Source organism: Tyzzerella sp. An114 (assembly GCF_002161055.1).
In the GTDB taxonomy this organism is placed as follows: domain Bacteria; phylum Bacillota; class Clostridia; order Lachnospirales; family Anaerotignaceae; genus Fimicola; species Fimicola cottocaccae.
Genome location: NZ_NFLT01000028.1, coordinates 1 through 12,715, shown reverse-complemented (window position 1 = coordinate 12,715; position 12,715 = coordinate 1). Strand labels below are relative to the sequence as shown.

Here is a 12,715-nt window from a genome sequence, read left to right as displayed (position 1 = left end):
AAATTTCACTATCAAGAACCTGAAACAAATGAAAATCTTTTAATATTATCTGTGGCAGACTCTATTATTAAGCAATCATTTTCTGATTTTACAACTGAAATTTACTATCATTGTTGTAACGAAGTTGATGTAATAGAGTTTCAAGAAACAGAAAATAAACTTATAAATCTTGTTGGCAAAGAAAAATTTGAAGCATTTCAGTTGATGCTTTCTCAACATTTTATTGAAACTTCATTTGCTCAAGTATTTTTACAAGCTATGATAAAAGAATTAAGTCTGGCTCTTACTGCTCGTGATATAGAAACTGACAATGAAATTTTTAGGCTGTTTTTAAAAAACTTATAAGATTATTTGCAGAAAATAATATCTAAACAGGGTCAGTAGGGTCAGTTTTTTTGGGTAGTGAGTACTAATGAAAATTTACTGTCCTACCGTCACTGTTTTTATTATCTCAATAATCATTTTTATATTAAAAAGCCTTATTTTAAAGGAAAATCCAATGTTTAAAATTCATTTGTGTTTCTCTTTTTACAGGGTCAGTTAAGACTATATACTTATTTAACCGTCACTAAATTACTTTTCTACTGTCACTATTTTTACTATCTCAATAATTCTTTTTCCATTACTTCTCCTTGTTTTAAATGAATATCCATTATCTAAAAGTTCATTTGCATTTTTCTTTAATCTTTTTAATAATGTTAGGTGAGATATTTCTTTATTTGAACTTTCACTTAATATTTTTGCTACTGCTATTGGTTCTCCGATAAGTAAATCATTTTTACTCATGTATCCTTTTATTATTTCTGTTATATCATCTTTTTCTATTTTTCTGTTATCCAAAGAATCATTTATCTTTATCCAAATATTGTTTTCATTTCTTTCAAGTTCCAATGCTCTTTTTTCAATATCTCTACCAAGAATATACAACTTAACTTTACCACTTCCACGCTCTTTTTCTGTCATAACAAAACAATTATCTGATGCACCTTGTATCCCTGTTGTCCCTGAAATCATATGAAAATAATCTTTATTTTCTTGTTTCCTTAAATGATGTACAAGAAGTATTGATATATGAAACTTATCAGCAATATTTTTTAATATTTGAAGTTCTTTATAATCATTTCCATAACTATAATCAGCTCCTTGTGGTCTTATACATTGAAATGTATCTATCACAATAAGAACTGTATCTTTATGTTCTTCTAAAAATAGACTTATTTTTTCTTCAAGTCCATAACCTAATGTTGATACTTCCCAACAGAAATATAAATTTGAAGGTATATCATCTGTCATAGTGTATATTCTATTCTGTAATCGTTCTGTATTATCTTCAAAGCAAAGATATAAAACTGTTCCTTTAGTTGTTTCAAAATCCCAAAGTTTTTCGCCCTTAGAAACCGAAAGACAAAGTTCTAATGCTAAAAATGATTTTCCTGTTTTAGGTGCTCCTGCCAGTATAGTCAAGCCTTGTGGCAATAGATTTTTTACTATATATCTTACAGGTTTATAATCCATATCCATAAGTTCCTCACCATTTATTACTTGAAAAGGTTTTATAGTATTCATTTAATTCCTCCTTATTTACAAATTTTTATCTTTAACTAATATGTAAATTTAATAATCATCTCCTTTATTTCTACTATTTTTAGCACTTCTTAGGCACTTTCCCTGAAGCCAACACCTCCTTTTATAAGAATTTATATATCACAAATGACTCTGCTAATTTTTATTAATAACATCAAAAATAATTACACAGGGTCAGTAGGGTCAGTTTTTTTAGTAGTAGGTACTAATTAAATTTTACTGTCCTACCGTCACTGTTTTAGCTGTATCAATAGTTTTCTTTTTCTATTAGAATTCTGTATTTTCAAGAAAAACCCTATATTTAAGAATTTATTTATATTTTTCTTTAATATCCTTAACAGGGTCAGTTATCATATATCTTTCTTTTAACCGTCACTTTTTGTACAAAAAAAGACGAACCATTTTAGGCTCGTCTTATTTATACTTATATACACTATTTTATAAAATTTATTAATAAATTTATATTAAATTCTCTATATTTCCATTCTGTATGTCTAAAATATGTTTATATATTTTTTCATCAGACCAATTCCACCATTTTATTTTTAATAAAATATCAATGGTTTCTTGTTTAAATCGTTTTCTTATTGGTTTTACAGGAATACCTCCTACAATGGTATAAGGCGGAATGTCTTTTGTAACAACTGCACCTGTTCCAATTATATCACCATCTCCAATAGTTACACCTGCCATAATAACTACTTCATAACCAATCCAAACATCATTTCCAATTACAATATCTCTTTTATTATCCCATGCATTTGTAATATTCTTAACATCTAATTCCCATTCTTCAAAAAATATGGGAAATGGATATGTAGAAAGTGATGATAACGTATGATTTGCACTATTAAATATAAATTTAGCACCACAAGCAATAGAACAGAATTTACCAATCATTAATTTATCATTATTAATTGGATAATGATATAAAACATTGTTTCTTTCAAAATTTTTTGGATTGTTTTTTAAATCATTATATATTGTATAATCTCCTACTATAATATTTGGATTTTTAATAATATTTTTTAAGTAGATTGTTTCTTTTTATCATTAGAGCGTGGATATATTTTTTGTTTCATATTAACTTAATAGATTCAATAATTTTTATATTTTAATGACAACAAATCAAACAACTATTAAAACTATTAAAAATGATTTTTATTCACACGCCCCTTGCGAGGCGTGACCTGTTAAATTTTAATTTTTTAGTGCATTTATAGGATTTCTACTCACACGCCCCTTGCGAGGCGTGACTGTTATATTATATTTAATACAATACAACATAAAATTTCTACTCACACGCCCCTTGCGAGGCGTGACCATATTGTTTAACATATTGTTAGAATACAACTCAATTTCTACTCACACGCCCCTTGCGAGGCGTGACATGCTATAAATATAAACAAATACCGAATGTGCTATTTCTACTCACACGCCCCTTGCGAGGCGTGACAGCACCGTTAGAGAACTGCAAAAGTTTATTTGTATTTCTACTCACACGCCCCTTGCGAGGCGTGACATTATATTATCACCTATCCGAAAAAATATTGAACATTTCTACTCACACGCCCCTTGCGAGGCGTGACCAAAAAACAACAGCATTTAAAAAGGCTATGTATGATTTCTACTCACACGCCCCTTGCGAGGCGTGACAACAGTTATATCCTCTGGTGGTTTGTAATGAGAAAATTTCTACTCACACGCCCCTTGCGAGGCGTGACATTAAAGAAAAATGATGAAGACGCTGACAGATTAAATTTCTACTCACACGCCCCTTGCGAGGCGTGACATATAAAAATTGATTTAAACCAAGGTCTTGATGCATTTCTACTCACACGCCCCTTGCGAGGCGTGACAAGATAACTAATTACAGAAATGAAGTTGAAAAGGATTTCTACTCACACGCCCCTTGCGAGGCGTGACGCAACGCCGCCACTATATTTTGAAATATCCTGCCAATTTCTACTCACACGCCCCTTGCGAGGCGTGACGCACCTCTGCCCTGAATAGCTCCAGCAATAGGAAATTTCTACTCACACGCCCCTTGCGAGGCGTGACGTGTGGAATTAATTAAATAAAAAAGGAGGAATTAATTTCTACTCACACGCCCCTTGCGAGGCGTGACCGCAAGACTTTTAAGTCGACAGATAAACTGGAATATTTCTACTCACACGCCCCTTGCGAGGCGTGACAACGGTCGAAACCTTCAGTAAAAAGGTAAACAACAATTTCTACTCACACGCCCCTTGCGAGGCGTGACGTAATTGCAACTAAACAAATGTTAATTGATATTATTTCTACTCACACGCCCCTTGCGAGGCGTGACACGCTGAACTTTCGTTCCTGTATACCACTCATCTAATTTCTACTCACACGCCCCTTGCGAGGCGTGACTTTATGAAATTCACGCTGTTTCAATGAGTAACAGAAATTTCTACTCACACGCCCCTTGCGAGGCGTGACCGCAATATATTGTATTATAAAGGGTCACTCCACTATATATGGGCGGACTTTATTAAAATATAATATTAAAAAATTACATTTTTAAAATTATATCATAAATAATATAAAAAATATAGCTTTTATATGGCGAACCTAACAGGATTTTTACATCACTTATACTTCGCCCAAAAATTATATTATAATTACACCTTCAGAGTCATAAGTTTCTTTTGCTCCTATGTGTTCTACCTTTCTATGCCAATTATTCCCTAAATAATAAAATCTAAGACTATCTTGACTATCATCAATGATTTTAAGAAGTCTATCTTTTAACTTTAAAAAAGATGAATAATCTAAATTTACTTCAAACACTGAGTTTTGAACACGCTGTCCATGATTTTGACATTCTCTTGCAACTTTTCTAAGACGGGTTTTTCCTGTTTTATCTTTTGTACTTACATCATAACTTATTAAAACCATCATATTTTTCACCTACTTAACTAAAAAACATGGATATTCATCAATATCTCCTCTAACATATTTTGCTAAAAGATTACTTTGAACATAAGGTATAAGACCGAAAGGTATTTTTTGTTTTAAATATGGATGTACTATATCTGTTCTCTTTTTTTCCTGCCAACGTGTTAATACCTTTTTTCTTCCTTCATCATTAAGCCATACTGCACCTGAAATTTGTGTTTCAAAATCCTTATATGTAATAATTTTTAAATTCACAAGAGTAATTACAAATCTTTCAATCATACATCTAAATTCTTCAACCAAATCACAAGCAAGAGAATTTCTTCCACTTCGTAAACTATGACAAAATCCTATATAACTATCAAGACCTACCGTTTCAAGAGATGATGCAAATTCATTTGTGGCTAAAGTATATATAAAAGATAACATTGCATTTATGGGGTCAAGAGGCGGACGTTTACTTCTACATTCAAACTTAAAATTTTTATTTGTAATTAATTTATCAAATATAGAAAAATATAATTTTGCACAATTCCCCTCTATACCTATAACTTCTTCTAATGTTTCAGCATTAAAAACATCATTTGTTTTTGATAATAATGTATCCATAACATATTGTAATTCATTATCATCACGCAATTCAGTATTATCATGTAATGTTCTTTTTATAACTTGTCTAGTATTACTAAATTTTGCTGCCATGGTATTTTTAGATAAAAAAAGTCCATTTTCTCGAAACTTATCAATTTGTTGTACCCTTAAAAAAACATTTCCTTTTGTTTCACCACAAACTTTAGCAAGAAATTTGCCTTGTGGCGAAACAAAATTTATAGGTATACATTTTTCAACACATTTTCCCATTAGTGCTGGAGAACAACCCATATAGTTAAAACAAACTATATTTTCAACATTCTCAAAGGGAATACGAAGTCTAATTTCATCATCTACTTTACAGACAATATTCTCTCCATCAAGATATAAATATGACATTTCATTAGTAACATAAACAGTATTTAATAGTCTTCTCATAAATCTTCCTCCCATATCTCATTAATATATTCTCTAACACTCTTAATAGGCTTATAAGAAGGCATACATATATCTTTTATAGAACAGCCATTACAATTTTGTCCTTTATTAATAGGAGGAATTATACCATATTCAATATCTTTTCTAATTTCACTTATTATACTTTTTAATTTATTGTCATATTCATTAAAATTGTCTTTTAAAGGCAGTTTAAAACGTTTTTTTACATCTGCATAATACAAAACTGCATCACAATCACAATTAAACACATAATCAACACACAATTTCTGTACAAAAACCTGTATTAAGTCTTCATAATTATAATCTTTATTTTTAGGCTTAGTAGGTTTATATTCTACAATACATAAATCATATTTTTTATTATCATTAGAAATTTTTACACCTGTATGAGATACTGTACCTTCAATGCAATCAACAACACCATAAATACCATAATCATCATTATACACTGAAACTGAAGTAAAAACTTTTTTCCCTCTAATACTATATTTACTATGTTCATTAACACGATTATGTATAATATTCGCTTTTGTAACAAAAATATTTTCAGCCCAAGCCCTGTCAATTTCCAAAAGTCCCCATCTATGAGGACAGTATAAATAATGTTGTATTTGACGTATTGCTATATCATTCATAATTTACTTACCATAGAAACACCTTCAGGCATATTCTCATCTACTACTATATTATAATCACTAAATTTTCTAGGTATTATAACATCATCTTTAACCTCAACTGATATTTTATCAAAAAGTATATGAGAAGGACTATTTCCAAGTATGCTATTATGTTTAAATATATAAAGTTTTCTTGTACACATTTTTCCTCTCGCTGCACTATGGTCATTTTCAAACATATTTATAATTGCTTCCCATAAAAGTTCAACATCTTCTTCTGTCATATCAGTTACTTTATTTGCCTGAGCTGCTGATATATATCCTTCTGCACGATATAAAGCATAAGGTATAATGCTTTTTCTTCCCATTTCATTTACTTTATTGTCATCTTTTTTTGTAATCGCCTGTCTTGTAATTGTAATATCATTTATATTTATAGGAGATAAACTTTTCGCAAAATTAATTTGAACAGGACCTCTTACAATTCCACATGGGTCATCACCTGTTGACATAACTGCTCCAAATGTACGAACATCAAAATAATTTTTACAAATATAATCTCTTGCTTTTTTAACATCATCTTTATTTTTGCCTTTTTGTTTAGTTGGTAGATTTTCCGCTTCATATGCTTCAGTAAATTTCTCATTAAGAGATTTATCAGGTTTTATAAGTATATTATATCCTGCCTCTCCTTCTTTAATCAGTTCAACGTAATTTCTTATTTTTCTTTTTATACAAACATCTGTAACAAAGCCATAACCTGTTTCAGCATCAACACGAGGACTATTTCCTGCATCTGGGTCACCATTAGGATTTCCGTTTTCAACATCAAAAAGTATTACAAAATCATATCTGTTATTAATCATAATTTTATTCCTCCTCTTTATTTTCTTTTTTTACAAAAAAGTTCTGATATTGTTGATAATAACCTATCATAAATCTTCCTTGATCATTAAGTAAAAGTGTTTCTGGAAATTCGCCTTTTAAATCATCTATAATCTCACCTATTAAAATATTATAATAAGTTGAATGTTCTGATTTTTTAATATGACTTTGGGCAAGTTTTAAAATTTTTGGAAATATAATTGCTGGTTTTGAAACCGCTGATGAGAAATAAGCATCTTTAATAGTTGTATTTAAACTATTATTTGAAGCATCTTGTTGCAATTTTTCCAAAACCGCAAAAAGTCTTCCACATAAATAAGCTGGATTTTTATTTTCTTTATCAAGTGCCACTTTTATTTCCTCCTTTTTATTGAAAATTCTTGATTTTCTATTTAAACAGGCTTTTATTATTCCTGCTCTTGTACTATTATTTCTAATATCTATTTTTTTGTTCCTATCAGTATTTTTATCTATTTTAGCTCGCTGAATTATTGTTGAAAGTAAAGATGTTGGATATTCTGTTCCATATATAGCAGACTCAAATATTTTACTGATTAAAGCTGGATTTGCAGCACTATTTGTGCTATTTGGTGATAATAATTCTTTTTTTATAACCCAAAAAGGAACGGGCTTGATTTCTTCTGAAATCTGCATATCTTTTTGATGTTCTGCAATATTTATCAAAATATCAGCAAACTTTCTTTTATATATAAATTTAAGAGATAATCTTGAAACATTGGGCTTTAATCCTACCATATAAAAATCAACATCTGTACTTATATCTAATATAGAAGATACCCTTTCAGGATTTATTGCACCTATTTTAGCATCTTTAATAATTTCTTTAAGCATATTGTCTGTTTCCTTTTCGTCCATACTCTCATTAAAAATGAACATAGACATGATATCATTATACTTTTCTTTATCACTCATAACCCAATATATAACTGTAATGTCATCAAATATCTTTTTATTATTTTTACTATTCAAAATATAATTCAATGCTTTAGTATATTTTCTCATAGCTGTTTCAGATATATTACTGTTATATGACTGTTCATTTCCATAGGAACATTCAGAATTATTATTAAATCCAACCATAACACAACCGCTTTGTCCACCAACAATTCCTTTTATTTTATCATGAATTCTTGATATTTCGCTATTTTCTCCTGTTATAGCACACTGAGAAATATTTTTATCTTCATCAGTTTGTAAATTTTTATATATTGAAAGCCATTTTTCAATAACTTGTTTATCTTTATGTAGTGGTAAGTCTATTTCTCCACTTAAACAAAAAGTAAAATTAGACTTATTATATTTTTTTCCCAAATTCAAAAGATATTGATTTGTACATTCATTTTCAGGGTTCCAATTTAATATAAAATTACGATACGCATTTACAACAGGCGAGTTTAATCCTTCTAAAAATTCGATATTTACCTTTATAAAGTCATTATTAAATTTAATAGATTTTTCAAATATACTATTTTTAACATCAAATTCTAATCCAAAAACATATTTACCTCTACAATCCAATATTTCTGATTTTACAGTTGATTTTGAATATCTCTTTGGAAAAATTTCACAATTACCTTTTTCACATTCAATTATTGTATCTATTTTTCCAGCTTCTGTTAGACATACAATATAATTTATATTTACGGGAGAATACTCATCAGATAAAATTTTACCATTTTTAGATAATATATCATAATAATCACAAAGTGCTTTTATCAGCATTTAAAACCCTCCCTATACTTAAAAACATCAATAACTCCATTAATCATATGAGGACGATAATATACCGTATGAGCTTTATCTGAAAATTTAGGATTTTCCCAATCTCCATTTATAGGTATACCTTTATCATTAAATACAACTTTATAATTCATAAAACCTAAATCAACATCTCCCATTTCAACAATAGATGAAGATATATCTTCATAATTAAATTCTTCTATCATGTATATTTTTTTTACTGGAAATTCACTGCAACCTAAACAAGGTACTCTAAAATATTGTCCCTTTTCAATTCTTCTTTTTATTATATTGTAGTGTTTTTTTTCGCCTTCAAACTCATTATCATTTTTAATACCTGTCAATTCAAAATGAAACTCAACACCATACTTAACATTTTTTAATATCATAGCAGAACGTTGACTTCTAACATCAGAAGTATAAATGTATGGACTTGAAGTTTTACCTTTCATTTGATTTTTCACGGCATTATAAGACACTTTTTCTTTAACTTCATTTCTTCGTACATTCATAAAATTAATATCATTAAAAACAACTATTTTATCAATGACATATCTTATAGCCGGTTTCCAATAAATACTTTTTAATATTCCCTCTAAGGCTCCTGGTGTAGGAACATCATAACTAACCCTTTCAACCTTCATTTCAGGTCTTGTAAAACAAGCGTAATCCCCTTCTATTATAATTTTAAAACCATACATAACTAACACCTCTTATTTATATAAAATAGTCCTTTCCTTCAAACAACACTCCAGTTTCTCTATCATAATAATCAGTATTTGTAAGGCACCATATACCACTTTGAAAATCATCAACAACATTTTGCTTAAATAAAATTTCAAATTCATATCTATGTACAGAAAAAGCATATTTTTGAAGTTTTCTTATATCGCCATATCCATTTATCTTTATATCATCTATAAGTTTTTGACTTATATCATCACAAGGTACTACTACAGATACACTCTCATCATCTATAATTTTAAAATTTTCTGAATAATCTTTAAATGGTAATGATTCTAAATTTTCTGAATATTGATACATAGAATTTTTGACAATATCATTCTTTTTCATAAAGAACAACTTTTCATAATATTCATTTATACTTTCATATGATGATATATCATTATATTTAGATAAAATACCTCTAGTTATCTCAATTCTTTTATCTTTTATAGGTTTTAATTTTTCTTCGTCTATCTCAAATATAAAAACTTCTGCCGACTCTCTTTTTCCTTCTCTATTACATCTTCCACCCGCCTGTAATATATTATCAACTCCTGATAATTCACGAAAAACAACAAAAAAATCAATATCAACTCCAGCTTCTATAAGAGATGTTGATATTACAGTAATTTTTCTGTATTCTGGTACATCTTCAAAATTAGGAAAGTCTTTTTCTAACTGTAATATTTCACATTTTATTTCATTTATAACTCTATTTCTATCAAAAGCTGTCATATATGTTGATAAATGATATTTTTTACCTTGACACATATTATATAATTCTTTAGCTGTACTCTTTTTATTTACTACAATAAGACTTGATGGATATTTTTTTGATTTAATAATAAGACTTTCTTTGCTTAATGTATTAATATTTTTATATTCACATTTTTTAAAATTTTCAAACAAATATTTATTTTCAATTAAATTTTTTATATTGATATTATGTAATCCATATTCTTTAATTAATTTTTCAAAATCTGGCATTGTAGCTGTTAAAAATATAGCTTCACTATTAAGATATTTTGTTATATAGGATATAGCTTCAAGACAAGGTTGCAAATAATCACTTGGCATTGTATGAACTTCATCAAAAACAAGTATACTATCTGACATATTATGCAATTTACGCAATTTGCTTCTTTTATTAGAATATATAGACTCAAAAAATTGAACAACTGTTGTTATAATTATTTGTGCATCCCAATTTTCTGTAGCAAGTTTGATAGTTTTTATATAATCATCATTTTCTATATGTTCATCATAACAAAATGTTGATTGATGCCTTAATATTTCTGCTGAGTCACCAAAAATATTTTCAAAAATTTCTGCTGTTTGTTCTATAATACTATTATATGGTATTATGTATATTATTCTTTTTTTGTTATATTTTACAGCTCTTTCTAAAGCAAACTTCATACTACACAATGTTTTGCCACTTCCTGTTGGCATATTAATAATACAAACATGGTATTCTTCATCTACATTGTCAAAAACTTTTTTCTGTAACTGTGAACGTGATTTTTGCAAGGTAGTTTTTGCTTTAAAGGAATTTAATATGTTATCTATTTTATATAAGCATTCATCAAAATTTGCATACAATGAAGGATTATATACAACATTACAAAATCTAGCTGTATCAATAGAATCTGCATCAACTAGACAGGAAAAACAATATCTTGTAAAAAAAGCAAATTTATCAATTACATTATAAATATTAAGGCAGTCCTTAGACATAAAACTATTAAATTCTTTCTCATCAATTTCAGGTATATCTAATTCATTATAATAATAATCATAATCTTCAAATTTACGCTTCAATCTTCCAAAAAGAGTTGACATATCTGATGTATCATTTTTATAACCACCATTTGGAATGCCAGAATGATGACCCATAATACAATACATCATAATTAGTTTAATAACATTTTTATATCTCTCATTAGCTACAATAGCACCACAAGTTGAATGTTCAACGTATATATTTTTTCCATTTATTCTACTCTGAAATGATTTTTGATATTTACCAATATCATGTAACAAACCTATTGAATATAAAACATCTTTAAATTCATTTATAGCCATTTCTTTACATAAATTAGCTGTATTTTGACTATGCTCTTTTACAGTTTGAACACTTTTTGTGCTTTCATTTATATGAGCTTTATACATAAACATCATCTCTCTTAAAAAATATTTATATATTTGTTTAATAACTATATGAAAAATTATACCATTTACTTATTTTTACAACAACGTCTTTGATTGCAAATTGTTTATTTTTGTAAATTTTAGTTAAATTGTATTAAAGTTTTTATATTTTAATTTTAAAGATTTATAATCATAATTACTAAATAAACGCCACATAATTTATTATGTGTTTTTAAGGGAATTAGGGGTATTCCCAAACAAGCAGAAATGTAAAGTGGGTACCACTTTGCCCTACTTGCCAATACTTTTATAGCTTTATATGCTAAAATTAAAATATTAAAAAAAGTAAATTTATTAATAAATATCCACTGGCCTAGTCGGTGGTTTTATTGATAAACAAAAAGCGATGTGAATTTAAAATCACATCGCTTGAAATCGATTTTTCACCTAATTTTTGCCATGTCATCTATGAAAATCGAATTTTTTTAATCCTAAAAATCCTTTAAAAAAACCTCTGAAAACGTTGATTTCTCGGGCTTTTTTGACTATGTCATCACATTTGACTACTCATCCCATCATGACGATATAAATAGTATGACATAGAAAAACACTTGTCCCTTGGTGTAGAGTTATTTTTCAAAAAATTTGGTGTTTCTTTGTTCCCTGAATTGTTTAAATAATTAATGGAAACAAAAAACTCTGTAATATATATTTACTTATGTTACTTTTAAATATTACATAATAAATTAAATTATAATAAAAAACAATAAATATAATACAATTCATTTTTTTAAATATTCGTGAATAGATTCAGCAGCTTTTTTACCAGCACCCATAGCAAGTATAACTGTTGCAGCACCTGTTACAGCGTCACCACCTGCATAAATTCCTTCACGTGTTGTCTGCATTGTTTCTTCGTTTACAACAAGACAGCCTTTTCTGTTTGTTTCAAGACCTTTTGTTGTACTTCTTATAAGTGGGTTTGGAGATGTTCCGATACTCATTACTACTGTGTC

Annotated in this window: 11 protein-coding genes and 1 CRISPR repeat array; of the genes, 1 reads left to right on the top strand and 10 read right to left on the bottom strand. The window is 28.3% G+C overall.

Translation table 11 applies throughout. The annotated features are described in order from the left end of the window. A partial coding sequence (locus tag B5E58_RS13545; RefSeq protein ID WP_330395654.1) for a hypothetical protein occupies positions 1-345 on the top strand: 345 nt, incomplete at its 5' end. A 228-nt stretch (positions 346-573) separates the two neighbouring features. On the opposite strand, the gene B5E58_RS12385 is transcribed toward B5E58_RS13545, so the two are convergent. The 10 genes from B5E58_RS12385 to B5E58_RS12340 all read right to left on the bottom strand — a co-directional run. Continuing rightward, the gene (locus B5E58_RS12385; RefSeq protein ID WP_088109968.1) at positions 574-1,566 is read right to left on the bottom strand and encodes an AAA family ATPase; all 993 of its coding nucleotides are present in this window, start codon (positions 1,564-1,566) and stop codon (positions 574-576) included. Between the two features lie 477 nt (positions 1,567-2,043). Next, complete coding sequence (locus B5E58_RS12380; protein ID WP_443080088.1) at positions 2,044-2,622, bottom strand: CatB-related O-acetyltransferase; 579 nt, start codon at positions 2,620-2,622, stop codon at positions 2,044-2,046. A gap of 119 nt (positions 2,623-2,741) precedes the next feature. After that, a CRISPR array of direct repeats spans positions 2,742-4,050; the repeat unit is 33 nt; unit sequence ATTTCTACTCACACGCCCCTTGCGAGGCGTGAC. Positions 4,051-4,221: 171 nt separating this feature from the next. After that, a complete protein-coding gene (gene cas2 / locus B5E58_RS12375; protein WP_088109967.1) occupies positions 4,222-4,512 on the bottom strand; it encodes a CRISPR-associated endonuclease Cas2 in 291 nt (96 codons plus the stop codon). Positions 4,513-4,521: 9 nt separating this feature from the next. Next, entirely contained in the window at positions 4,522-5,538 is a 1,017-nt protein-coding gene (gene cas1c, locus B5E58_RS12370; protein WP_088109966.1) for a type I-C CRISPR-associated endonuclease Cas1c, read from the bottom strand. Next, entirely contained in the window at positions 5,535-6,194 is a 660-nt protein-coding gene (locus B5E58_RS12365) for a CRISPR-associated protein Cas4 (protein ID WP_088109965.1), read from the bottom strand. The genes cas1c and B5E58_RS12365 overlap by 4 nt, the downstream gene beginning before the upstream one ends. After that, on the bottom strand, positions 6,191-7,042 hold the full coding sequence (gene cas7c / locus B5E58_RS12360) for a type I-C CRISPR-associated protein Cas7/Csd2 (RefSeq protein ID WP_088109964.1): 852 nt from the start codon (positions 7,040-7,042) through the stop codon (positions 6,191-6,193). The genes B5E58_RS12365 and cas7c overlap by 4 nt, the downstream gene beginning before the upstream one ends. Positions 7,043-7,046: 4 nt before the next feature. Next, positions 7,047-8,804, bottom strand: coding sequence for a type I-C CRISPR-associated protein Cas8c/Csd1 (cas8c, locus tag B5E58_RS12355; RefSeq protein WP_088109963.1), 1,758 nt, complete (start codon positions 8,802-8,804; stop codon positions 7,047-7,049). Next, positions 8,798-9,523: a type I-C CRISPR-associated protein Cas5c gene (cas5c, locus tag B5E58_RS12350; RefSeq protein WP_088109962.1), complete on the bottom strand. Its 726-nt coding sequence runs from the start codon at positions 9,521-9,523 to the stop codon at positions 8,798-8,800. The genes cas8c and cas5c overlap by 7 nt, the downstream gene beginning before the upstream one ends. 16 nt (positions 9,524-9,539) lie before the next feature. Further along, positions 9,540-11,720, bottom strand: a complete 2,181-nt coding sequence (locus B5E58_RS12345; protein ID WP_088109961.1) for a CRISPR-associated helicase/endonuclease Cas3 — start codon at positions 11,718-11,720, stop codon at positions 9,540-9,542. Between the two features lie 761 nt (positions 11,721-12,481). Beyond that, a partial coding sequence (locus B5E58_RS12340) for an FAD-dependent oxidoreductase (RefSeq protein WP_158097763.1) occupies positions 12,482-12,715 on the bottom strand: 234 nt, incomplete at its 5' end.

Bases quoted from the DNA above. Each gene is read 5' to 3' on its own strand.
- B5E58_RS12385 (WP_088109968.1), bottom strand. From the start codon at position 1,566: ATGAATACTATAAAACCTTTTCAAGTAATAAATGGTGAGGAACTTATG.
- cas2 (WP_088109967.1), bottom strand. From the start codon at position 4,512: ATGATGGTTTTAATAAGTTATGATGTAAGTACAAAAGATAAAACAGGA.
- cas1c (WP_088109966.1), bottom strand. From the start codon at position 5,538: ATGAGAAGACTATTAAATACTGTTTATGTTACTAATGAAATGTCATAT.
- B5E58_RS12365 (WP_088109965.1), bottom strand. From the start codon at position 6,194: ATGAATGATATAGCAATACGTCAAATACAACATTATTTATACTGTCCT.
- cas7c (WP_088109964.1), bottom strand. From the start codon at position 7,042: ATGATTAATAACAGATATGATTTTGTAATACTTTTTGATGTTGAAAAC.
- cas8c (WP_088109963.1), bottom strand. From the start codon at position 8,804: ATGCTGATAAAAGCACTTTGTGATTATTATGATATATTATCTAAAAAT.
- cas5c (WP_088109962.1), bottom strand. From the start codon at position 9,523: ATGTATGGTTTTAAAATTATAATAGAAGGGGATTACGCTTGTTTTACA.
- B5E58_RS12345 (WP_088109961.1), bottom strand. From the start codon at position 11,720: ATGTATAAAGCTCATATAAATGAAAGCACAAAAAGTGTTCAAACTGTA.